Source organism: Massilia sp. TWP1-3-3 (genome assembly GCF_049897805.1).
In the GTDB taxonomy this organism is placed as follows: Bacteria; Pseudomonadota; Gammaproteobacteria; order Burkholderiales; family Burkholderiaceae_D; genus Telluria_A.
Genome location: NZ_JAFCWX010000011.1, coordinates 101,083 through 122,815, shown reverse-complemented (window position 1 = coordinate 122,815; position 21,733 = coordinate 101,083). Strand labels below are relative to the sequence as shown.

At 61.6% G+C, this 21,733-nt stretch carries 18 protein-coding genes; 12 read left to right on the top strand and 6 right to left on the bottom strand.

All coding sequences use genetic code 11. From position 1 onward, the window contains the following. Nucleotides 1-23: 23 nt before the first annotated feature. Nucleotides 24-3,137 carry a DEAD/DEAH box helicase gene (locus ACP7D4_RS13480; protein WP_426209549.1) on the bottom strand — a complete coding sequence of 1,038 codons (3,114 nt, stop codon included), beginning with the start codon at nt 3,135-3,137 and terminating at the stop codon, nt 24-26. Nucleotides 3,138-3,470: 333 nt separating this feature from the next. Here ACP7D4_RS13480 and ACP7D4_RS13475 point away from each other — a divergent pair, with 333 nt between their 5' ends. The 4 genes from ACP7D4_RS13475 (at nt 3,471) to ACP7D4_RS13460 (ending at nt 7,443) form a co-directional block, all read left to right on the top strand. Continuing rightward, complete coding sequence (locus tag ACP7D4_RS13475) at nt 3,471-5,822, top strand: Tex family protein (protein WP_426209547.1); 2,352 nt, start codon at nt 3,471-3,473, stop codon at nt 5,820-5,822. Then, nucleotides 5,822-6,280 carry a GNAT family N-acetyltransferase gene (locus ACP7D4_RS13470; RefSeq protein ID WP_426209545.1) on the top strand — a complete coding sequence of 153 codons (459 nt, stop codon included), beginning with the start codon at nt 5,822-5,824 and terminating at the stop codon, nt 6,278-6,280. Before ACP7D4_RS13475 ends, ACP7D4_RS13470 begins: the two co-directional genes overlap by 1 nt. 262 nt (nt 6,281-6,542) lie before the next feature. Then, nucleotides 6,543-6,854 (top strand): Grx4 family monothiol glutaredoxin, encoded by a 312-nt coding sequence (gene grxD, locus ACP7D4_RS13465; RefSeq protein WP_426103723.1) that lies wholly within the window; start codon nt 6,543-6,545, stop codon nt 6,852-6,854. Next, entirely contained in the window at nt 6,847-7,443 is a 597-nt protein-coding gene (locus ACP7D4_RS13460; protein ID WP_426103724.1) for a UbiX family flavin prenyltransferase, read from the top strand. Before grxD ends, ACP7D4_RS13460 begins: the two co-directional genes overlap by 8 nt. Nucleotides 7,444-7,503: 60 nt before the next feature. On the opposite strand, the gene ACP7D4_RS13455 is transcribed toward ACP7D4_RS13460, so the two are convergent. The 3 genes from ACP7D4_RS13455 to ACP7D4_RS13445 form a co-directional block, all read right to left on the bottom strand. Beyond that, nucleotides 7,504-7,674 carry a hypothetical protein gene (locus ACP7D4_RS13455; protein WP_426103725.1) on the bottom strand — a complete coding sequence of 57 codons (171 nt, stop codon included), beginning with the start codon at nt 7,672-7,674 and terminating at the stop codon, nt 7,504-7,506. Between the two features lie 303 nt (nt 7,675-7,977). Next, the gene (locus ACP7D4_RS13450) at nt 7,978-8,385 is read right to left on the bottom strand and encodes a hypothetical protein (RefSeq protein WP_426209544.1); all 408 of its coding nucleotides are present in this window, start codon (nt 8,383-8,385) and stop codon (nt 7,978-7,980) included. 252 nt (nt 8,386-8,637) lie between these two features. After that, complete coding sequence (locus tag ACP7D4_RS13445; protein ID WP_426209543.1) at nt 8,638-9,690, bottom strand: MBL fold metallo-hydrolase; 1,053 nt, start codon at nt 9,688-9,690, stop codon at nt 8,638-8,640. 151 nt (nt 9,691-9,841) lie between these two features. Here ACP7D4_RS13445 and ACP7D4_RS13440 point away from each other — a divergent pair, with 151 nt between their 5' ends. From ACP7D4_RS13440 to ACP7D4_RS13410, 7 genes are all read left to right on the top strand, one after another. Next, nucleotides 9,842-10,243 carry a MerR family transcriptional regulator gene (locus tag ACP7D4_RS13440; protein WP_426103728.1) on the top strand — a complete coding sequence of 134 codons (402 nt, stop codon included), beginning with the start codon at nt 9,842-9,844 and terminating at the stop codon, nt 10,241-10,243. A 77-nt stretch (nt 10,244-10,320) separates the two neighbouring features. Beyond that, nucleotides 10,321-11,505: an isovaleryl-CoA dehydrogenase gene (locus ACP7D4_RS13435; RefSeq protein WP_426103729.1), complete on the top strand. Its 1,185-nt coding sequence runs from the start codon at nt 10,321-10,323 to the stop codon at nt 11,503-11,505. Nucleotides 11,506-11,656: 151 nt separating this feature from the next. Next, nucleotides 11,657-13,507, top strand: a complete 1,851-nt coding sequence (gene aceK, locus ACP7D4_RS13430) for a bifunctional isocitrate dehydrogenase kinase/phosphatase (protein ID WP_426209542.1) — start codon at nt 11,657-11,659, stop codon at nt 13,505-13,507. After that, a complete protein-coding gene (locus ACP7D4_RS13425) occupies nt 13,500-14,699 on the top strand; it encodes an acetyl-CoA C-acyltransferase (protein WP_426103731.1) in 1,200 nt (399 codons plus the stop codon). Before aceK ends, ACP7D4_RS13425 begins: the two co-directional genes overlap by 8 nt. Before the next feature lie 129 nt (nt 14,700-14,828). Further along, a complete protein-coding gene (locus ACP7D4_RS13420; RefSeq protein ID WP_426103732.1) occupies nt 14,829-15,494 on the top strand; it encodes an SDR family oxidoreductase in 666 nt (221 codons plus the stop codon). A gap of 31 nt (nt 15,495-15,525) precedes the next feature. Then, nucleotides 15,526-16,653 carry an acyl-CoA dehydrogenase family protein gene (locus ACP7D4_RS13415; protein ID WP_426103733.1) on the top strand — a complete coding sequence of 376 codons (1,128 nt, stop codon included), beginning with the start codon at nt 15,526-15,528 and terminating at the stop codon, nt 16,651-16,653. A gap of 16 nt (nt 16,654-16,669) precedes the next feature. Next, complete coding sequence (locus ACP7D4_RS13410; RefSeq protein WP_426103734.1) at nt 16,670-17,206, top strand: GNAT family N-acetyltransferase; 537 nt, start codon at nt 16,670-16,672, stop codon at nt 17,204-17,206. Between the two features lies 1 nt (nt 17,207). Here ACP7D4_RS13410 and ACP7D4_RS13405 read toward each other — a convergent pair whose 3' ends face one another. Together ACP7D4_RS13405 and ACP7D4_RS13400 are read right to left on the bottom strand one after the other, a co-directional pair. After that, nucleotides 17,208-17,615: a YciI family protein gene (locus tag ACP7D4_RS13405; protein WP_426103735.1), complete on the bottom strand. Its 408-nt coding sequence runs from the start codon at nt 17,613-17,615 to the stop codon at nt 17,208-17,210. Nucleotides 17,616-17,771: 156 nt separating this feature from the next. Further along, a complete protein-coding gene (locus ACP7D4_RS13400) occupies nt 17,772-20,300 on the bottom strand; it encodes a M4 family metallopeptidase (RefSeq protein WP_426209541.1) in 2,529 nt (842 codons plus the stop codon). Between the two features lie 710 nt (nt 20,301-21,010). On the opposite strand from ACP7D4_RS13400, the gene ACP7D4_RS13395 reads away from it, so the two are divergent. Next, nucleotides 21,011-21,670 carry a hypothetical protein gene (locus ACP7D4_RS13395; RefSeq protein ID WP_426103737.1) on the top strand — a complete coding sequence of 220 codons (660 nt, stop codon included), beginning with the start codon at nt 21,011-21,013 and terminating at the stop codon, nt 21,668-21,670. Nucleotides 21,671-21,733 lie beyond the last annotated feature (63 nt).

Sequence of the window (21,733 nt, the reverse complement as noted above, 5' to 3'; positions counted from 1 at the left end):
ACATTATGTTTACATTGTTACAATTACTCTTCCAGGGGCGCAAAGATCGCCTGCAAATCTTCTTGCGTCAGCGCCATCTTGTGCGCCTCGCCGTCGGCCAGGATCGACTGCGCCAGATCAGACTTCTTCTGTTGCAGCAACTGAATCTTTTCTTCCAGCGTCCCCTTGGCGATCAGCTTGTAGACGAAGACGGGCTTGTCCTGGCCGATGCGCCAGGCGCGGTCGGTGGCCTGGTTTTCCGCGGCCGGGTTCCACCATGGATCGTAGTGGATGACGGTGTCGGCGGCGGTCAGGTTCAAGCCCACGCCGCCCGCTTTCAGGCTGATCAGGAAAATCGGCACGGCACCCTGCTGGAAGGCGGCCACTTGCGCGGCGCGGTCCTTGGTGTCGCCGGTGAGCAAGGCAAACGGGATGCGGCGCGCGTCCAGTTCTTCCTGGATCAGCGCCAGCATGCTGGTAAATTGCGAGAACACGAGGATCTTGCGGCCTTCTTCGAGCAAATCATCCACCATTTGCATCAGGTCGATCAGCTTGGCCGAGCCACTGTCCTTCTTTTTGGCCGGCAAGGCTTTCACCAGGCGCGGGTCGCAGCACACCTGGCGCAGCTTGAGCAGCGCCTCGAGGATGACGATCTGGCTGCGCGCAACGCCTTTTTTGTCGATCTCGTCGCGCACTTTCTTGTCCATCGCCAGGCGCACCGTCTCGTACAGGTCGCGCTGGGCGCCCGACAGCTCGACCTTGCGCACCATCTCGGTCTTGGGTGGCAATTCCTTGGCCACATTGTCTTTGGTACGGCGCAGCAGGAACGGCCGGATACGCCGGTTCAGCATGCCACGCCGCAGCGGGTCGTCCTGGCGTTCGATGGGGTGGCGGAACTGGCTGTTGAAGGTCTTCTCGTCGCCCAGCAAGCCCGGCAGCAAAAAGTGGAATTGCGACCACAGCTCGCCCAGATGGTTCTCGAGCGGGGTGCCGGTCAGGCACAGGCGATGGCGCGACTTTAACAGGCCGGCACTTTGCGCCGCTTTCGAGCGATTATTCTTGATGTAATGGGATTCGTCGAGGATCACGAGGTGATATTCGTGCTCGCGCAGCTTTTCCTCGTCGCGCGGCAACAGCGCATAGGTCGTCAAGATGATGTCGCACTCGTCGATCTTGTCGAACTGTTCCAGCCGCTCCTTGCCTTGCAGCAGGAGCACGCGCAGGTCCGGCGTGAAGCGGGCCGCTTCGTCTTGCCAGTTGGCCATCAGGCTGGTGGGGGCGATCACCAATGCCGGACGGGTCAGGCGCCCTGCTTCTTTTTCCAGCAGGATGTGGGCCAGCGTCTGGACGGTTTTTCCCAGGCCCATGTCATCGGCCAGGATGCCGGCCAGGTCGTACTCGCGCAAAAATTGCATCCACGCCAAGCCATCGGCCTGGTAGTCGCGCAGGGTCGCTTGCAGCCCAAGCGGCGGCGCCACCTTCTGGACCGAGCCGAACAGGCTGAGCTTGCGGCCCGTTTCGCGCAACTGTTCGCCGCCGAACCAGCGCAGCTCAGTGCCGCGCGCCAGCTCTTCAAGGCGGGCCGCGTCCAGCGTCGACAGGCGGACCTTGTTCTTGATCTTGTCGCTGAAATACAGTTCGCCAAGCGTATTGAGGATGGGTTTCAGGCGGCCCCATGGCAGCGCCACGCGCACGCCGTCGGGCAAGGTCGCCAGCATCTGGTCGGTATCGGGGTGGGCGGCCAGCACTTCCGGGTTGAAGTCCAGCGGGGCGCTGCGGATCAGCTGTACCAGCACCGGCAGCAGCGGCACGCGTTTTTGCGCGACCACGATGCCCAGTTCCAGCTCGAACCAGGCATTGCCGGCGTCGACCGGTTCGTCGATCTCGGCATACCAATCCTCGACCGCCACCACGTCATAGCGGTATTTGGCCGACTTGTGCAGGTGCCAGCCGGCCTCGCCCAGGCCATCCAGTTCGCCTTTGGCAAAGCGGATCCAGTGGGCCTGGCTTTCTAGCTGCAGCGCCCCGGCCAGCCCGTTCAAGGGCGGCGTCAGCGGCTTGCGAAAACCAAGCAAGGTCAGCGCCTGCAGTGCCTGCGCCTCGGCCGTGCTGTCGCGCGCAATGACTTCGGTGACGTCGCCCACCTGGCGCACCACGCGCTGGGCCGGATCGAAGGAGACGCGCTCGCCATCGTAATCGAAGGAAATGACGGCGTAATCGTGCCAGCGCTGCAGCGGGCCGTCGGCCAGGTGCACGCTGTCGAGCAGCAAGTGGGCGCGCGGCTTGACGTCGTCGCGCAGGCGCTGGGTCAGCGGTTGCGGCAGCGGCATCAGTTGCTGCAGGCCATGGGCGAGCAGCAGTTGCGACACGCGTTTTTTATCGTTGCCGGTCAGGGGGGGCGCCTGGGCGACCAGCGCCTGCAGGTCGGCCAGCGAAATATCGACCCCGCCGCGGTTGAGCGCCAAGGCGCCGCACGACAGGTTGTCGATGTACCACGGCGGATCGGTCGGCAGCATGTAGTCGATCTGGTCGGCCGCGCTGTGCGTGGCCCCGCTGGGCGGCGCGACCTGCCAGCCCAGGCGGGCGGTACGGCCTTCGTCGCGCCAGACCAGGTTTGCTTCGCGCACCGGGCCGTGCTTGAGCGGGTAAATCAGCCCGCCGGACATATCCTGCCAAGAGTTTGCCCACAGCAGTTTGTCTTGTTTTAGCAACATTTCCAAAAGAATAGCGCCGACTTTACCCTTGGGTTCGGTGGCGCTGCCGCCTTGCGAGGAGGCGCCGCTGCGCATGGCAATGAAAAAACGCACCAGGTCTTCATCGTCGCCTTCCAGGTAAGCGGGCGGGGCCGACAGCAGTGAGAATACTTCGCTGACGGGGCTGGCCGCCGCCACTTCGCCGTTCGGCTTGAGCCGGGCCTTGCACAGGCACAGGGCCACATGCCGCCCGCCACTGGTGGGGGCCAGCACATAGACAAATTTGTACTGCGCAATCTTGGGATCCTTGAGTTCAAGGTCCAGCTTGGGCTGGGGGTGCGCGGCCGCCTCGACCCGTTGCAGCCAACTGGCAATTGGCGCCGGCAGGGCCGACGTAGAGGGGGCGTGCGGCGCAGCAGGCGTCGCGGGGGTTCCTACACGGGCGCCATCGCGCGTTAAATCCATCGTGTGCATTGGTTCTGTATGGGCAGTATCGAAAACGATAACACTCGATATTATCAGCCCGAGGACATTTTGTGTTCTGTTCTCTTCCGCACGCTGAGCCCGGTTATCAGCCTTGATTTGTATCAATACGGAAATATATAGTGCAGGGTAAATCGCGCGAGGATAGCCCCGCTACAGTCGGTACTCACCGGAAACAATTGTCCTGTCACACTGCGCGCTGGTCTTGCACACGACGCCGGCACTGTCAAGACTGGCGCATTCGCCGCGATTGCGTATGATTCCGCTCTTGCGTTTTGCGTTTTGCCTTTTGTTTTTGACTCACCAGGATGTCCCATGCTCCCTACCATTGAACAACGCCTCGCCATTGAACTTGCCGCCAAACCGGTGCAAGTTGCCGCCGCCATCGCCCTGCTCGACGAGGGCGCCACCGTCCCGTTTATTGCACGTTACCGCAAGGAAGCGACAGGCGGCCTGGACGACATCCAGCTGCGCCTGCTCGAAGAGCGCCTGCGCTACCTGCGCGAACTGGAAGACCGGCGCGCCGCGATCATCGCCTCGATCACCGAACAGAACAAGATGACGCCGGCGCTGCTTGACGCCGTCACCCATGCCCAAGACAAGACCCGCCTCGAAGACCTGTACCTGCCGTACAAGCAAAAACGCCGCACCAAGGCCCAGATCGCGATCGAAGCAGGCTTGATGCCGCTGGCCGAGGGCTTGCTGGGCGACCCGATGCTGGTGCCTGAAGAACAGGCGGCCAATTATCTGCGCGATGCGTTTACTACCGACGACGGCAACAACCCGGGCGTGGCCGACACCAAGGCGGCGCTGGACGGCGCGCGCCAGATCCTGATGGAGCGCTTCGCCGAAGACGCAACGCTGCTGCAGTCGCTGCGCGAATACGTGCAGGAACACGGCATCGTCGAATCCAAGGTGGTCGAAGGCAAGCAGGACGAAGGCGAAAAATTCGCCGACTACTTCGATTATTCGGAAACGATTTCCACCGTGCCGTCGCACCGCGCGCTGGCGCTGCTGCGCGGACGCCGCGAAGGCATGCTCGACGTCACGCTGCGCCTGGACACGGAAGCGGAAAAACCGAAGTGGGACGCGCCGCACAATCCGTGCGAAGGGCGCATCGCCGCGCGCTTTGGCATCAAGGGCCAGGGCCGCCCGGCCGACAAGTGGCTGCAAGACACGGCGCGCTGGACCTGGCGCGTAAAAAGCTTCATGCACCTCGAAACGGAGCTGATGGGCGCCTTGCGCGAGCGCGCCGAACTGGACGCCATCAATGTGTTTGCCCTCAACCTCAAGGCGCTGCTGCTGGCCGCGCCGGCCGGCCAGCGCGCCACCATGGGCCTGGACCCCGGCTTGCGCACGGGCGTGAAGGTGGCCGTGGTCGACGCCACCGGCAAGGTCATGGACACTGCCGTCATCTACCCGCACCAGCCGCGCAACGACTGGGATGGCTCGCTGCACGTGCTCGGCGCGCTGGCGGCCAAGCACAATGTGTCGCTCATCTCGATCGGCAACGGCACCGCCTCGCGCGAAACGGACAAGCTGGCGCAAGACCTGATCAAGCAGCGCGCCGAGCTGAAGATGACCAAGATCGTGGTGTCCGAAGCGGGAGCGTCGGTGTATTCGGCCTCTGAATTTGCCTCGCGCGAACTGCCCGACATGGATGTCTCGCTGCGCGGCGCGGTGTCGATCGCGCGCCGCCTGCAAGACCCGCTGGCCGAACTGGTAAAAATCGATCCCAAGTCGATCGGCGTGGGCCAGTACCAGCACGACGTGAGCCAGAGCCAGCTCGCGCGCTCGCTCGACGCGGTGGTGGAAGATTGCGTCAATGCGGTGGGGGTGGATGTGAATACCGCGTCGGCGCCGCTGCTGGCGCGCGTCTCGGGCCTGTCGTCGAGCGTGGCGCAGGCGATCGTCACCTACCGCGACCTGAAAGGCGCGTTTGTCTCGCGCGCGGCGCTCAAAGCCGTGCCGCGCCTGGGCGAGAAGACGTTCGAGCAGGCGGCCGGATTTCTGCGCGTGATGGGCGGCGACAATCCGCTCGACGCCTCGGCGGTGCACCCGGAATCGTATCCGCTGGTCGAAAAGATCCTGGCCGATATCAAGAAGGAGATGAAGGCGGTGATTGGCGACGCTGGCCTGCTCAAGACCTTGAATCCGGCGCGCTACGCCGATGAAAAATTCGGCGTGCCGACCATTACCGACATCTTGAAGGAGCTGGAAAAGCCGGGGCGCGACCCGCGTCCGGAGTTCACCACCGCCACCTTCAAGGAAGGCGTGGAAGAGATCCGCGACCTGCGTCCCGACATGATCCTCGAGGGCGTGGTGACCAACGTGGCCGCGTTCGGGGCGTTTGTCGACATCGGCGTGCACCAGGATGGCCTGGTGCATATTTCGGCGCTGTCGAACACCTTCGTGAAGGACCCGCATACCGTGGTCAAGGCTGGCCAGGTGGTGCGCGTGAAGGTGCTGGAAGTGGACGAGAGGCGCAAGCGCATCGCGCTGACCATGCGCCTGACCGACAGCGCGCCGCAGCCGGGCGCCAAGGTCGAGCAGCGCGGCGACCGCAACGACCGCAAGAGTCTGGCGCAGCACCAGCAAAAGCAGGACAAGGCGCCGGCACCGGCGGGCGGCTCGATGGCGGCGGCGTTCGCCAAGCTGCGCGGCTGATGATCGTCCAGGCGTGCGACCCCGGCAGCGCCGAGGCGCAGGTACTGGTCGCGGAACTGTCGGCGGCGCTGGCAGCGCTTACCGGATCGAGCGGACAAGCTTCGTTTTCGGTGGATGATGCGCGCGCGGCGCGCTCGCTGTTCGTGGTCGTCAAGGGGGACGATGGCGCCTTGTTGGGCTGCGGCGCGCTGCGTCCACTCGAGGGCGAGGTGGGCGAGGTGGGCGAAATCAAGCGCATGTATGCCAGGCCTGGCACGCGCGCCGTTGGCGCGGCACTGCTGGCGCACCTGGAACGCGAGGCGCAAGGCTTCGGGTACCGGGAGCTGTGGCTGGAGACGCGGCGGGTCAATGCGCGGGCAGTGGCGTTTTACGTGGGCCACGGTTACGCCGAGATTCCCAACTACGGCAAGTATGTGGGGCGCGCCGAGGCGGTTTGCTTTGGCAAGCAGCTTGCGTGAGCCGGGCAGACTGCCTTGCGGTATATTGTCAAGGCGCACACGGGGATCGATGAAACCGGACCGTAGGTAGCCAACTCTTTTGCGACATCCGCGTTCGCGATGATGTCGTTGCCCGAGGTTTTTTTCGATAATGACAGCTTCGTAAGCTGGAAAAGCGCGCAGCCCACCTTCCACCCTGCGCCGCCACCGCCGCCATTTACGCCCTCCACCCCGTTTTCTTATAAAATGACGCCGTACCCCCATTTCCCAACAGAGGCAAGCCATGAGCGACGTAAAAACCTGGATCCAAGAAACCGTGACCAGCACCCCGGTGGTGCTCTTCATGAAGGGCACCGCCCAATTCCCCCAATGCGGCTTTTCCGGCCGCGCCATCCAGATCCTGAAAGAATGCGGCGTCGAGAACATCGCCACCGTCAACGTGCTGGAAGACCCGGAAGTACGCCAGGGAATCAAGGATTTCTCGAACTGGCCAACCATCCCCCAGCTCTACGTCAAGGGTGAATTCATCGGCGGCTCGGACATCATGAACGAAATGTTCGCCTCGGGCGAACTCAAAGCCTTGATCGATGCCTGATGTAAAACTGCGGCGGCTGGTCGTTGCCATCACCGGCGCTACCGGCGCCGTGTATGGCGTGCGCCTGCTGCAGCAACTATCAAGCACGCCGGGCATCGAGACCCATCTGGTGGTCTCCGACGCCGCAGTCCTCACGCTGCACCAGGAAACCGGCCTGCAGCGGCGCGACGTCGAGGCCATGGCCCACGTGGTCCACAAGAACCGCGACATCGGCGCTGCCATCGCCAGCGGTTCCTTCCAGTCCGATGGCATGGTCATCGCCCCCTGCTCGATGAAAACCCTGGCTTCGGTGGCCCTGGGCATGTCCGACAACTTGATCGCGCGCGCGGCCGACGTGGTGCTCAAGGAGCGCCGTCGCCTGGTGCTGATGGTGCGCGAAACGCCGTTCAACCTGGCGCACCTGCGCAATATGACGCTGGTGACCGAAATGGGTGGGATTGTGTTTCCGCCGCTGCCAAGCTTCTATCACAAGCCGGCGAGCATCGAAGAAATGGTGGACCACACCGTGGGCCGGGTGATCGATCTGTTTGGCGTCGAGCATGCGCTGGCGCCGCGCTGGGCCGGCATGAAACCCGATCCGCTTGCCTGAATCAGGCTGACACTGACGGCGCAGGCCTGGCGCCGGCGTTGCTGGTCAGCCTGTGCAAGGTCACTGCTTGTCGAACTGCCAGGATTCAGCCTTCTTTAATTCTTTCGCTTCTTCCACCATCCTGCGGTGCGCAATTCGTTTGCGCATGACTTCGGCGTGCTGGGCAGCCGTCATGGGCGGAACGGTCATCAGGTCTTTGAGTTGCGCGGTGTTGCTGTAGTTGCTTTTCATAAGACGGCTAGATCCTCGCTCTTCGTTGCGTAACAAATTGCCAATGTGCTATTGCTGCTTTGATTATGAGCCACTATCGCCGTTTTGTGCTGCGGAATATACAAAATTGCCCGGCAGAACAATTTTGACCGCCTTGCATTGTGCTTCACATTTCTGCGCGTACGTTGATTCTGATTAAGCAAATGCTCATCTTCACGTACGCGACACTGTATCTACACAAAATTGTAGCTGAAATAGCAAAAACTTGATGCCCCGGGAGCGTGAGACGGTCTTGCGACCGGTGATGGTAGCGCAACAAGACCACTACTTTTGGTAGTTTATTCGTACAAGCATCCGAATAAATTCACGTGCAATTTGACGATGATGTTCATCTAATCGCTGCAAATCGGCAATTAATTTAACATCGGCGGACTCAAACCGTGACAAGGCGCTGCCCGCGTCGCTGCCGGGCGCGGCACTTTCTGCGCCGCCAAAGCGCAGCCACTCGGCGGGTACGCCGAGCCATTGGGCGATCATGCGCAGTTTCTCCTGCGTGGGAATAGCCTCTCCTACCAGCCATTTGCGGGCTGCATGTACTGTGATGGGACGTCCATCGAAGCGAATGTTAAATTCCCGCGCCAGGCGGGTTGGACTGTCAGGTGAGTAATGGGCGTTCTTCAGCGCTTGCTGCAAGCGTTCGCTGAAACTCTCACGTTCGTTAAATGAATTCATGGGTGGCACTATTTCACGCAACGTCATGAAAGTCAGTCTCTTGAAGGTTAGCGCCAATTGTGAAAAAACGCGGAACGAATGTCACAATGTGGCGAAAAAAAGTGGACGCGGAACACCTTATGGAGTTCGGTACTCGTTGCTCAGCAAATATATATGCCTGGTTTTCAGGCGCTGGCTCGCCCGTGGAAAGCCAAGGGCTCAGTGTAGAGAGAATCTGAAAACGGAGCGCCACGCACAAATCCACAGTTTGTCTTAGGTCAGATGGAATCGGATGATCCCATCGTCCCCGATTACGCGGCGCAACAAACCATCGAACCAGAGCTTGTGCAGGTGCGCCAGCGCCTCGCCCAGCGCAAAGGTCAGCGTGTGTGCGTCCAGCGGGCGGCGGAACATCAGCGGCACGATGTCGACGGCGCTCTGCGGCGTGCGGCAAGCCTGCATGACTTCAGCCAGGCGCGCACCATGGTGCTCGCGCAATTGCGCAATGCGTGTATGCAAGCCCTGGAACGGTCGCCCATGCGACGGCAATACCAGCGTGTCGGCCGGCAAATTCTTGAATTTGCCCAGCGAATCGAGATATTGCTGCAAGGGATTGCCTTCAGGCTCGATGGCGAATACCGAGACGTTGGTGGAAATACGCGGCAGTACCATGTCCCCTGAAATGAGCACGTTCAAGGCAGCGCAATACAGCGCCGCGTGCTCGGGCGAGTGGCCAAAGCCGGTGATCACGCGCCAGGAATGATCGCCAATGGCGAGCTGGTCGCCATCTTGCAAGCGCGTGTAGGCCAGCGGAACGGCAGGCACCAGGGACGGATAGTAATTGCGCCGCTCGGCCATCTGGTCGCGCAGCACCGTGTCCACCAGGCCGTGGCGCTCGAAGTGGGGGATGGCGGCGGTTCCGTCCACGCCGGGCAAGGCGGCTGACATCATGCGGGCAAAGGCATACTCGGCGGCAGTGGCCAGGAATGGGACGTTGAATTTTTTGCACAGCCAGTCCGACAGTCCCACGTGATCCGGATGGCAATGGGTGGCGATCACGCGCGACAAGCCTGCGCCACCGACTTTGATAGTAAGCACTTGCTCCCACGCATCGCGCGTGGCGTCAGTCGCCACCCCGCAATCCACAGCGCACCAGGGCGCTGCAGCGCTGTGGCCGTCGGCGATCAGCCACAGGTTGATATGGTCGAGCGCAAACGGCAGCGGCATGCGCAGCCAGTGCAACCCTGGTGCGATGGGGAGGACGGCGCCGATATCCGGCACGGTGTCGCCAAAGGGATAGGCGAGCTGGGATTCAAGATGGTTCATGGTCGATCTTTCGGTCGGACTGGCGGCGGGCGCGCTACAATGTGCTTGACGTTGACGTTAACGGAACCTAAACAAGAACCCCGACGGGAAGCGAAGCGCCAATTCTAAGCGATTTGCTTTCCAGCCCCCAACCGCTCCTATCCCGCTGCCCATGCGTACTTACACCATTGCCGAACTGTCACGCGAATTCGACATCACCGCGCGCGCCATCCGTTTTTACGAAGACCAGGGCTTGCTCTGCCCCAAGCGCGAAGGCGTGGGCGGGCGCAACCGGGTCTACACCCCGCGCGACCGCACCCATCTGAAGCTGACGCTGCGCGGCAAGCGCCTCGGGCTGACTTTGTCGGAGATCAAGAGTATCGTCGACATGTATGAGTCTCCCAAAGATACGGTTGCGCAGATGAACCGTTTTCTCGGTGTGCTCGCGGCTCAGCGCGCCACGCTCGAGCAGCAGCGGATCGATATCGAGATGGCGTTGGCCGAGATCGTCGCCCATGAGGATGAATGCAAGCGCATGCTGGCCGAGTCGGCCAAGAACGGCGAAACGGCGTAGGCCTGCTTTACGTTTACGTAAACGTCAAACATCGGTATGATTAACTTTTCCTTTTCCGAACCCCATCGAGGACGACAATGCTGCATCTTCCAGGCCTGACCTTTGACCACGGCGAAGACATCGCCGCACTGCGCGAAACCGTGCAACAGTTCGCCGCCGCCGAAATCGCGCCGCGCGCAGCCGAAATCGACCGCAGCGACCAGTTCCCGATGGACTTGTGGCGCAAGATGGGCGACCTGGGCGTGCTCGGCATCACGGTCGACGAACAGTACGGCGGCGCCCAGATGGGCTACTTGGCGCACATCATTGCCATGGAAGAAATTTCGCGCGCGTCCGCGTCGGTCGGCCTGTCGTACGGCGCCCACTCGAACCTGTGCGTGAACCAGATCAAGCGCAACGGCACCGAAGAACAGAAGCAGAAGTACTTGCCCAAGCTCATTTCCGGCGAGTACATTGGCGCGCTCGCCATGTCCGAGCCGAACGCCGGTTCCGATGTCGTGAGCATGAAATTGCGCGCCGACTTCAAGGGTGACCGCTGGGTGCTAAACGGCACCAAGATGTGGATCACCAACGGCCCGGACGCGGACGTGCTGGTGGTGTACGCCAAGAGCGACCTCGAAGCCGGCCCCAAGGGCATGACGGCATTCCTCATCGAAAAGGGTTTCAAGGGCTTTTCGATCGCGCAAAAGCTCGACAAGCTGGGCATGCGCGGCTCGCACACGGGCGAACTGGTATTCCAGGATTGCGAAGTGCCCGCCGAAAACGTACTCGGCGGACTGGGCAAGGGTGTCAATGTGCTGATGTCGGGCCTGGATTTCGAGCGCACCGTGCTGTCGGGCGGTCCGCTGGGCATCATGTCCGCGTGCATGGATGCCGTGGTCCCGTATATTCACGACCGCAAGCAGTTCGGCCAGCCGATCGGCGAATTCCAGCTGATGCAGGGAAAGCTGGCGGACATGTATTCCACCATGATGGCGTGCAAGGCGTATGTCTACGCGGTCGGCCAGGCGTGCGACCGGGCCAAGACGCCGGAAGCGATCCGCAACCTGCGCAAGGATGCCGCCGGCGCCATTTTGTACAGCGCCGAAAAGGCAACCTGGATGGCGGGCGAAGCGATTCAGGCGCTGGGCGGCAATGGCTATATCAATGAGTATCCTGTGGGACGCCTGTGGCGTGACGCGAAGCTCTACGAAATCGGCGCGGGCACGAGTGAGATTCGGCGCATGTTGATTGGCCGCGAGTTGTTTTCAGAGACCAAGTAAGGTGACGCATTGGCCGATTGCATCCGCCCCACGGAAGACTTTCGTAGGGCGGATGCAATCCGCCATAGCGCCGACGACGACCTCAACCACCCGTTGCATCAGCCCATCTTATAGAATAGCCGTTCCCTAGCCGTCCCTATCGAGAAGCCCGATGACACAAGTTGCGTTCCCCAAACTGCTGTCTTCCCAGATAGCGTTCGATATTGCCCGCACCATCCTCGACGGTTTCGACAAGCACTACCGCCTGTTCCGCCAGACCAGCCAGACCGCAAAGCGCCACTTTGAAACCGGTTCCTGGGTGGTCGCGCAACAGGCCGCGCGCGAGCGCATCGGCTTTTACGACCAGCGCGTACAGGAATGCGTGCAAGTGCTCGAAGACGAATACGACAATGGCGAGCTGACCGACGAAGTCTGGCGCGAACTCAAGCTGCACTATATCGGCATGCTCTCCGACCACAAGCAGCCCGAACTAGCCGAAACCTTCTTCAATTCAGTCTGCTGCAACATCTTGCACCGCACTTATTTCCACAACGATTTCATCTTCGTGCGTCCGGTCGTCTCCACCGAATACATTGAAACCGAGGAGTTGCTGCCGACCTACCGCGTGTATTACCCGTCCAAGGATGGCCTGCGCTTCGCGTTGAAACGGATCGTCACCAATTTCCAGCTGAACTGCCCGTTTGCCAACCTCGACCGCGACATCGGCCAGGTGGAAGCACGCCTGAAAGCGCTCTTCGGCAACGAAACCATCGAGCCCAACCACCAGATCCAGGTACTGTCCAGCCTGTTTTTCCGCAACAAGGGCGCTTACATCGTCGGCAAGGGCATCAACGGCAACCGGGAATACCCGTTCGTGGTGCCGATCCTGCACAACCGCCACGGCCAGTTGGTGCTCGATACGGTGCTGTTCGACCACGAACAAATCACCATCCTGTTTTCGTTTACGCGCGCTTACTTCCTGGTGGACATGGAAGTGCCCTCGGCCTATGTGCAATTTTTGCGCACGCTACTGCCGCGCAAGCCGCGCAGCGAAATCTACACCGTGCTCGGCCTGCAAAAGCAGGGCAAGACGCTGTTTTACCGCGATTACCTGCAGCACCTCAAGCACACTTCCGACCGCTTTGAAATCGCACCCGGCATTCGCGGCCTGGTGATGCTGGTGTTCGCGCTGCCATCGTTCCCGTACGTGTTCAAGGTCATCAAGGATTTTTTCCCGGCGCCCAAGGAAACCACGCGCGCCCAGATCAAGGAAAAATACTTGCTGGTCAAGAACCACGACCGCGTGGGCCGCATGGCCGACACGCTCGAGTATTCCAACGTCGCCTTTCCGCTCGAGCGCTTTTCCGAGGAATTGATTGCCGAACTGATGCACCACGCGCCATCGCTGGTCGAGTACGAGGAAGACCGCATCATCATCCGCCACCTGTACATCGAACGGCGCATGGTACCGCTGAACATGTTCCTGGCAAACGCGGAAAAAGATGGCAAGGAAGCGTTGATCGAACACGGCATCCTCGAGTACGGCAATGCCATCAAGGAATTGGTCGCCGCGAACATTTTCCCCGGCGATATGTTGTACAAAAACTTCGGCGTCACCCGCCATGGCCGCGTGGTCTTCTACGACTACGACGAGATCGAATACATCACCGACTGCATTTTCCGCGACATTCCCGAAGCGCGCACCGAGGAAGAAGAAATGTCGGCCGAGCCGTGGTACACGATCGGCAAGCACGATGTTTTCCCCGAACAGTTCGGCCGCTTTTTGCTGGGCAACGCCAAGATCCGCAAGTACTTCATGCTGCACCATGCCGACTTGCTGACGCGCGACTTCTGGCAGGCGCGCAAGCAGCGCATCGTGGACGGCCACGTCGACGACGTGTTCCCGTATCCGCAGCACATCCGCTTTAGTCACACGACAAGTCACACGACAAGTCACACGACAACCACCGTCACCCCGGCAGTCAATCTGCCAACCTATTTGGAGAACCTGAACAATGAATGATCCAGTCGTTATCGTCGGCGCAGCCCGCACGCCAATGGGCGCCTTTCAAGGCGATTTTTCATCCAAGTCCGCCAATGAGCTGGGCGCGGTCGCGATTGCCGCCGCGGTCGAGCGCGCCAAGCTCGACCCCAAGCTGGTCGAACACGTCTACATGGGCAACTGCCTGATGGCAGGCCAGGGCCAGGCGCCCGCGCGCCAGGCCGCGATCAAGGCCGGCCTGCCACTGTCGGCCGGCGCTGTGACGCTGTCCAAAATGTGCGGCGCCGCGATGCAAGCCACCATCTTCGCCCATGATGCCATCGTCGCCGGCAGCGCCGACATCATCGTCGCCGGCGGCATGGAGTCGATGACCAACGCGCCCTACCTGCTGCCCAAGGCCCGCGGTGGCCAGCGCATCGGGCACGGCATGATGTTCGACCACATGATGTACGACGGCCTGGAAGACGCCTATTCGCGCAACGAAAAGACCGGCGAAGGCCGCTCGATGGGCACCTTTGGCGAAGAGTGCGCGGCCAAGTATGCGTTCACGCGCGAAGCGCAAGATGCGTTCGCGATCGCGTCGGTGCAGCGCGCCCAGGCCGCCGCCAAGGACGGCAGCTTCAAGTGGGAAATGGCGCCGGTGACGGTGAGCAGCCGCGGCGGCGACACCGTCGTGGAAGCCGACGAAGGCCCGCTCAAGGCCAAGCTGGACAAGATCCCGACGCTGCGCGCGGCGTTCGCCAAGGATGGCACCATTACCGCTGCCTCGTCGTCGTCGATCAACGACGGCGCCGCGGCGCTGGTGCTGATGCGTGAATCGAAGGCCAAGGAATTGGGCCTGGAAGTAATCGCCAAGATCGTCGGCCACGCCACGTTTGCGCAGGCGCCCAATCTGTTCACGACCGCGCCGGTCGATGCGATGAAAAAGCTGTTTGCCAAGACCGGCTGGAAAGCGTCGGACGTTGACCTGTTCGAGATCAACGAAGCCTTTGCCGTGGTGCCGATGGCGGCCATGCATGACCTGGATATCCCGCACAGCAAGGTCAATATTCATGGCGGCGCGTGCGCGCTGGGCCATCCGATCGGCGCTTCCGGCGCGCGCATCATCGTCACCTTGCTGGGTGCCTTGAAAAAAACCGGCGGCAAGAAGGGCGTGGCGTCGCTGTGCATCGGGGGTGGTGAAGCAACCGCCATGGCCATCGAGATGGCGTAAGCCGCAGGCGGCTCATGGCGCAATGCGCTGGCGCTTTTCCGCCCTACGGGAATCTATTTTCGTAGGGCGAAAAAGCAAAGCGCATTGCGCCACGAGCCGTCGAAACGCTTTTTTTAACCGGGACACCCTATGCCAACAGCCCTCATCATCGGCGCCTCGCGCGGCATCGGCCTCGAACTGGCGCGCCAGTACAAGGCCGACGGCTGGCGCGTCATCGCCACCGCCCGCACTGAAAAAGACTGCAAGAAGCTCGTCGCCATGGAATGCCACGCCTACCAGCTCGACGTCACCAGCGCCGAATCGATCGCCGCCCTGGGCTGGAACCTGGACGGCGAAAAACTCGACGTCGCCTTCTTCAACGCCGGCGCCTTCGGCCCGCGCGCGAGCTTTCCGACGCAGGAAGAATTCGACCTCGTCATGCACACCAACGTGTTTGCCGCAATGCGCGTGCTGCCGGTCATCGCGCCGCTGGTGTGCAGCGCCAACGGCAAGCTGGCGGTCCTGTCATCCCACATGGGATCGATTGGCGATCGCAGCGCCTCGAATGCCACGCTGTACCGCGCCAGCAAGGCGGCGCTGAATTCGGTGCTGGCCGACACCGCCGTCGCCTTCGGCCCCCAGGGCGCGACCTGCATCGCCTTTCACCCCGGCTGGGTCAAGACCGACATGGGCGGCGCCGGCGCCGAACTCGAGGTCGACGTCAGCGTAACGGGCATGCGCAGCACGCTGGCCGGCGCGCTCCCTGCCGCCAACGGCACATTTTTGAACTACGACGGCACCCCAATACCCTGGTAAGCCACTGCCACAGCCACAGAAAACGAGACCCATGATACTGACCGACGAACACCAGATGATCCGCGACGCATTGCGTACCTTTTCGCAGGAGCGCCTGGCGCCCAACGCGGCCCGCTGGGACAAGGAACACTACTTCCCCAAGGACGAGCTCAAGGAACTGGCTGCCCTGGGCGCCTTTGGCGTGGCCGTGCCCGAGGAACTGGGCGGCGCGGGCCTGGACTATGTGTCGCTGGCGCTGGTGCTCGAGGAAATTGCGGCCGGCGACGGCGGCACCTCGACCATCATCTCGGTCAACAACTGCCCGGTGTGCTCGATCGCGATGATGTACGCGAACGACGCGCAGAAGGAAAAGTGGCTGCGTCCGCTGGCCCAGGGCCAGATGCTGGGGGCCTTTGCGCTCACCGAGCCGCACACCGGCAGCGATGCGTCGGCGCTGCGCACCACTGCCGTGCGCGACGGCGACGAGTACGTCATCAACGGCACCAAGCAGTTCATCACCAGCGGCAAATACGCCGATGTGGCGATTGTGTTGGCAGTGACCGACAAGGCGGCCGGCAAGAAAGGCATCAGCGCGTTCTGGGTGCCGACCTCCAACCCCGGCTATATCGTGGCAGGCCTGGAACAGAAGATGGGCCAGCACTCGTCGGACACCGCGCAGATCCTGTTCGAGAACTGCCGCATCCCGCTTGAAAATCTGATCGGCCTTGAAGGCCAGGGCTACAAGATCGCGCTGTCGGGCCTGGAAGGTGGACGCATCGGCATCGCCTCGCAGGCGGTCGGCATGGCGCGCGCGGCCTACGAGGCGGCGCTCACCTATGCCCGCGAGCGCGAGAGCTTTGGCAAGGCGATCTTCGAGCACCAGGCGGTGCAGTTCCGGCTGGCCGACATGGCCACCCAAATCGAAGCGGCGCGCCAGTTGATCGCCCATGCGGCATCAATGAAGGATGCCGGTCTGCCATGCCTGAAAGAGGCGGCGATGGCCAAGCTGTTCGCCTCCGAAATGGCCGAACGGGTCTGCTCGGACGCGATCCAGGTTCACGGCGGCTACGGGTATGTGAGCGACTTCCCGGTCGAGCGCATCTATCGCGATGTGCGCGTGTGCCAGATTTATGAAGGCACCAGCGACATCCAGAAAATCCTGATTGCGCGCGCGCTGTGACGTGCGAACGAGCCCGATGACGTACCCGATTCGCGCCGCCACCGGCGCCGATCTGCCGGCCTTTTTCGCGTACCTGAACGACCATTTGTCGGACAACGGCAGGGACGGCACCGCACTGTTCATGCCGATGCCGCGCAGCGCATCAGGCTTGCCGCCAGAGACGCAAGCGGGTATGCGCAATGGCATCGGCATCCCGGTGGGCCAGCCTGGCTGGCGCCGGCCGTGGCTGGCGTTTGCCACTGATGGCAGCATTGCCGGCCACGTGGACTTGCGCGCCCGTCCTGAGGCCGTATCCGCGCACCGCGCCCTGCTGGGCATGGGCGTGCACCGCGACCACCGCCAGCAAGGTCTGGGCGCGCAGCTGGTCGGCGTGGCCGCAGCATGGGCCCGGGACCAGAAGATCGCATGGATCGATCTGGACGTGCTGTCGGCGAACGCACCGGCCATCGCCCTTTATGCGCGCTGCGGTTTCACCCGCACCGGCGAGATGGCGGACCTGTTCCGCATCGACGGCACATCGCTCGCCCACACCTTCATGACGCGCAAGATCTGACTTAGCGCTTGCGCTCAAGGGCCACCGAGTAGGGATGCAAGGTGGCCGTCATCACGCCGGCCATGACCGCCGGGTCGCCTTCCATGAATGCCTTGGCGGCAGCTTCGCTGTCCGCTTCAAAGATCACCAGACCGAATGTCTTGTCGAGCGCTTCTGTGGTGCGCCCGGCGAGAATCACCTTGCCCTCGGCAGTAGCTTTTTTCAGCCGTTCGAAGTGCCTGGCCGCCGCGGCCTTTTCCTTGTCGCTCCATTTCGACTGGTCCTGCAGATGGGCGGCCACGCGCAGCATGTACAGGTATTGCTGCGGCTTGGCCGTCGCGTGCGGGGACGGGGGCTGGGCCTGGGCCAGCGGGGTAGTCAACAGCGCGGCGAACGCTGCCTGCAGCAGGAAACCTTTGATACTTGCCATGGGTGGTCCTTTTTTATTGGTCGGTAGTCCGATTGTGCCACATCAGTTTGGCGAAACGGGTACCCCAGAAACGAAAATAGCCCCGGCCAAGGCCGGAGCTATCTGAAACAAGGGCAGTGAAACAGGGGCCAGGATCGGCCCCTTCCCAACAAGAACTTAGTTCGTCAGCACGCTGACCTTGTCGACCACGAACGAGGTTTGCTGCGACGAGTCTTCCGTCATTGCAAACGACAGCGTGACGGTCTGACCTTTGTAGGCCAGCAGGCTGAACGAACGGGTCTGGTAGCCGGCAGCCTTGTTCAGGTTGCTATAGGTGCCCAGGGTGCCGAGCGTGGTGCCAGCCGAGTTTTTCACCGTCACTACCAGCTTGTCGTAAGCCGTGCTGGTGGTCGTTTCTGCCGTATCGATGTGCAACGAGAACGTCAGGTTGGCCGAAGCTGCGGTCGACGGAATCGAGAACGACTGGGTCAGCGTTTCGGTCGCGGTTGCACCGTTACCGCCAAGCCAGGCGAAGCGGGTGCCGTCGGCTGCGCTTTGGCCGGCGTACGCGCCGATCACACCGGTGGTGCCGGCCCAAGGAGCGGTACCGACTTCAAAGCCGCCGTTGACGATGCGTTCGCCGCCTGGAGGAGGCGTGGTGCCGACCGTCAGGGTGGCGTTCGAGCTCGTTGCCGTCGTTGGCGAGGTGGCCGAATCGGTCACCTTGACAGCGAACACGGCGCCGTTGTCGCTCGCTTGCGCGGTCAGGCTGTACGTGGCCGACGTTGCGCCGGCAATTGCTACGCCGCCGCGCGTCCACTGGTACTTGTACGGCGCGGTGCCGCCGGTCGCGGTGACCGAGAACGACGCGGCCGAACCGGCGGTGACGGTTTTGCTGGCTGGCTGCGACGAAATCGTCAATGCGCCGCCAATTGGGGTTTCAGGGACGTCGGCGCCGACGTTAATCGCAGCGTAGGCACGCTGGACGGCGATCGATTCCTTGCTGCCTGCGCCATACAGCGAGTTCGCAGCTGCCAGCACCTTGGTGCGTGCATCGGCGTAGTTGGTCGAGGCGGTAAACAGCGTGGTGTTGGCCTTGAACCAGATACGGAACGCCTTGTCGTTGCCGATACCGGTCATCGCCAGCGGCTGCTTGGTCAGGTACTGCGAGTAGTAGTTCGACGACGACGTCGCGTTCGAGCCTTGCGACAGGAAGTAGAACATGCGGTTGTTAGGACCGCTGCTCAGGTGGACGTCGATGCCGCTGATCGAGCTGCTCCAGGCGTTCGGGCTGCTGCCGTCAAGGCTTGGCTTGTACAGCCAGCGCAATGGCTGACCATCCTTGGCGATCTCTTTACCCATCATCCAGTCGTTGCCGGTGGCAGGAATGCTGGTGCCGGTGCCGCCTGCGCGTGCATAGGCTTCCACCATTTCGCCGGTGATGTCCGAGTTCGACTCGTTCAGGCCGCCCGATTCGCCATCGTAGATCAGGCCGGAAGTGGCATCGGTCACGCCGTGGCCCATTTCGTGGCCGATCACGTCGATCGAACCGAGGCTGTTGAAGCCGGTGCCGCCGTCGCCGATGAACATGCACTTGCAGGTGTCGCTGTAGTAGGCATTGTCGTAGGCGGTGTTGACGTGCGCGGCGATGTAGGTCGCGGTGTTGTTACCGTCAAGCGAAGACCAGCCGAGCACGTTTTTCAGCGTGTCGTAGGTGTTCATCAGGCCCCACATGGCGTTCACGGCCGCGGTCTGGCCGTTGGCATTGGTGGTGCTGCCGCCGGCAACGTACTGCAGGCCGTCACCCCAGGTGTTGGTGGTGTTGGTGTAGATCGAACCGGCGCTGGTGGTGTGGTTGGCGTTGGTGATGGCCATGCCGCCGTAGGTGCCGCCCGTGCCGCGCGATGCGTCTTTCATGCTGTAAGTCGTGCCCGACAGCGTGGTGTTGATTGGCACGGAACCGTTGTACTGGCTCTTGCCGGTGCCGACCACGGTTTGCAGCGAAGTCCACTGCTTGAGGATCTTGCCGGACTTGGCGCTGACGATGCTGTCATGGTAGATCGCCTTGTCGCCCTTGGTCATGCGCGTCTTGACGACGTAGGCCAGCTCGTAGCCGGTGACTTTTTCAACGACATCGACTGCATTGAGTTCGGCTTCGGTTTTGCCTTCGGCGCCGGCAACGCGCACTTGCGAGATGATCGGGAAGATGATCAGTTCAGCGCTCGGCGGCGCGTGGTGCGACGCGCCCGGTGCGACTTTGCGCACGACGGTGTCGATCGCGGCGGTGCCGGCGATGGCAGGCTTGACATCGAAGTCGCCGGTGCCAGCGCCCAGCGTGTTGGCCGAACCGTTACCCAGGCCTGCGCGGCGGTCCGACGAGGACTCGCTGACGATGTTGCCCGATGCGTCGGTGACGACTACCGACTCCGACTTCCATACGCGCACGCCCTTGTAGGTGTGTGCTGCGCGGGTGATCTTCTCGCCGGCCGCACCTGGGTGCTGGGCTGCCACGGCAAAGCCATGGTTCTGGTCGAGGCCGTGCGCGCCGCGGGTGGCGGCCAGTTTCGCAACCAGCGTAGCGTTTTCTTGTGGAGACGCTTGAGCTGCTGGTGCTGCCATCATCGGGCCGGCAGCGATCGCTGCATTGGCCATCAACAGTGGGACGACTGCGATCGATGCGGCAAGAATTGTTTTCCGAAAGTTCATTATTGCTCCAAGAATAATCATTGTTGTATGTGATTTTTATAGTGCCACTTGAGCGTGGCGGCTACCCGAGTGCGCCAGCTTTGTGATCCGGAGAACGCGAGGGATTTGATATTGTTCCCAACAATGGCGCAAGTCAACAAAACTAATCAATTGAGTCAGGTCAATACAATGTGTTCAGTTATAGACATTTTTACATTGCAACTAGATAGTAAAATTGGCAATTGCATTGCGAATGTTTTGTTGATCTAGATCAATATGACAATGTTTCATGACAATTAGTCTTTTCCGTAATGACAGCCAGCCGTGCGGAAATGAAACAATTCGATAGATTTGCACCATCAATTCGATTGCGTTTTTCCTAAGAAGCGGACTACACTCAAATCAAGTTGCCGCAATACATATGCAGGCGACATTGATAAAAAGCGCACGGGGCACACTCCGTAGACAGCGCACTTTAGTTAACGGGAAAAACATGACGTCTTCATCAACTCGGTACGACTATTTATCACCACCTTCACCGATCGGCTTGCGACAGTATCCCTCGAACGTTTCCAGGTCCAGCTAGGGCGTAGCCGCCGGTACGCCGGCCTGCGCTTCCATCAATGCACCCACGGTAACCAGGCGCCACTCTCTGGCGGCATGCCACGTCCCAGTGACTTTGCACGCTGCGCGGACCAGCGGAGCCGTCTCCATTTGAGGACTGAAAAGACATGCTTTCGATCGCCACCAAAGTCGAGCAAATAGTGTCGGAATCTGCGTTTCTGACCGAGGGAATGTCGCTCGGACTGATTAACCTCTCGGAGCTGGCGCGCCAGCTGCGCCCCCAGCTGGAATCGGACTTGTGGAAGCCCGTCGGCCAGGCGGCCGTCGTGATGGCGCTGCGGCGCCTGTCCGAACGCATGCCGCAGCCGGGCGAAGTCAAGCCGATCATGCTCGCGCCGCGCATGGGCGAACTGACCACGCGCACCGAACTGACCCTGGTCACCTACCGCCTCTCGGACAACAGCAACGAGTGCCAGCGCAAGCTGCTGGCGCTCGCCGAACGCCATCCGGACCGGTTTGTCTCCGTCACCCGCGGCGTGCACGAAATGTTGGTAGTGTGCAGCCGTCCCTTGATGAACGTGGTGGAGTCGGCCTTTGTCACCGAGCGCCATATCGCGCGGGTCGACAACTTGACGGCGCTGACCTTGCGCCTGAATCCCGAAACGCTCAAGACACCGGGGATTTACCACGCGGTACTCAAGAAGCTGGCGTGGAATAAAATCAGCGTGGTGACGATGATGTGCACGTTCTCGGAGCTGACGGTATTGCTGGAACAGCCGCAGACCGGGCCGGCGTATTCCGTCCTGTCGCAGATCGTTTCGCATTGAAACCGTAGGGCGCAACGGCGCAATGCGCTGCGCTTTTGCGCCCTACGGTATGAGAATCTATAT

What these genes read in the sequence shown, in the direction of transcription:
- ACP7D4_RS13455 (WP_426103725.1), bottom strand. Translation starts at nt 7,674, where the DNA reads ATGAAAAGCAACTACAGCAACACCGCGCAACTCAAAGACCTGATGACC.
- ACP7D4_RS13470 (WP_426209545.1), top strand. Translation starts at nt 5,822, where the DNA reads ATGATCGTCCAGGCGTGCGACCCCGGCAGCGCCGAGGCGCAGGTACTG.
- ACP7D4_RS13405 (WP_426103735.1), bottom strand. Translation starts at nt 17,615, where the DNA reads ATGGCAAGTATCAAAGGTTTCCTGCTGCAGGCAGCGTTCGCCGCGCTG.
- ACP7D4_RS13410 (WP_426103734.1), top strand. Translation starts at nt 16,670, where the DNA reads ATGACGTACCCGATTCGCGCCGCCACCGGCGCCGATCTGCCGGCCTTT.
- ACP7D4_RS13425 (WP_426103731.1), top strand. Translation starts at nt 13,500, where the DNA reads ATGAATGATCCAGTCGTTATCGTCGGCGCAGCCCGCACGCCAATGGGC.
- ACP7D4_RS13480 (WP_426209549.1), bottom strand. Translation starts at nt 3,137, where the DNA reads ATGGATTTAACGCGCGATGGCGCCCGTGTAGGAACCCCCGCGACGCCT.
- ACP7D4_RS13435 (WP_426103729.1), top strand. Translation starts at nt 10,321, where the DNA reads ATGCTGCATCTTCCAGGCCTGACCTTTGACCACGGCGAAGACATCGCC.
- ACP7D4_RS13420 (WP_426103732.1), top strand. Translation starts at nt 14,829, where the DNA reads ATGCCAACAGCCCTCATCATCGGCGCCTCGCGCGGCATCGGCCTCGAA.
- ACP7D4_RS13460 (WP_426103724.1), top strand. Translation starts at nt 6,847, where the DNA reads ATGCCTGATGTAAAACTGCGGCGGCTGGTCGTTGCCATCACCGGCGCT.
- ACP7D4_RS13400 (WP_426209541.1), bottom strand. Translation starts at nt 20,300, where the DNA reads ATGAACTTTCGGAAAACAATTCTTGCCGCATCGATCGCAGTCGTCCCA.
- aceK (WP_426209542.1), top strand. Translation starts at nt 11,657, where the DNA reads ATGACACAAGTTGCGTTCCCCAAACTGCTGTCTTCCCAGATAGCGTTC.
- ACP7D4_RS13440 (WP_426103728.1), top strand. Translation starts at nt 9,842, where the DNA reads ATGCGTACTTACACCATTGCCGAACTGTCACGCGAATTCGACATCACC.
- ACP7D4_RS13445 (WP_426209543.1), bottom strand. Translation starts at nt 9,690, where the DNA reads ATGAACCATCTTGAATCCCAGCTCGCCTATCCCTTTGGCGACACCGTG.
- grxD (WP_426103723.1), top strand. Translation starts at nt 6,543, where the DNA reads ATGAGCGACGTAAAAACCTGGATCCAAGAAACCGTGACCAGCACCCCG.
- ACP7D4_RS13475 (WP_426209547.1), top strand. Translation starts at nt 3,471, where the DNA reads ATGCTCCCTACCATTGAACAACGCCTCGCCATTGAACTTGCCGCCAAA.
- ACP7D4_RS13395 (WP_426103737.1), top strand. Translation starts at nt 21,011, where the DNA reads ATGCTTTCGATCGCCACCAAAGTCGAGCAAATAGTGTCGGAATCTGCG.
- ACP7D4_RS13450 (WP_426209544.1), bottom strand. Translation starts at nt 8,385, where the DNA reads ATGAATTCATTTAACGAACGTGAGAGTTTCAGCGAACGCTTGCAGCAA.
- ACP7D4_RS13415 (WP_426103733.1), top strand. Translation starts at nt 15,526, where the DNA reads ATGATACTGACCGACGAACACCAGATGATCCGCGACGCATTGCGTACC.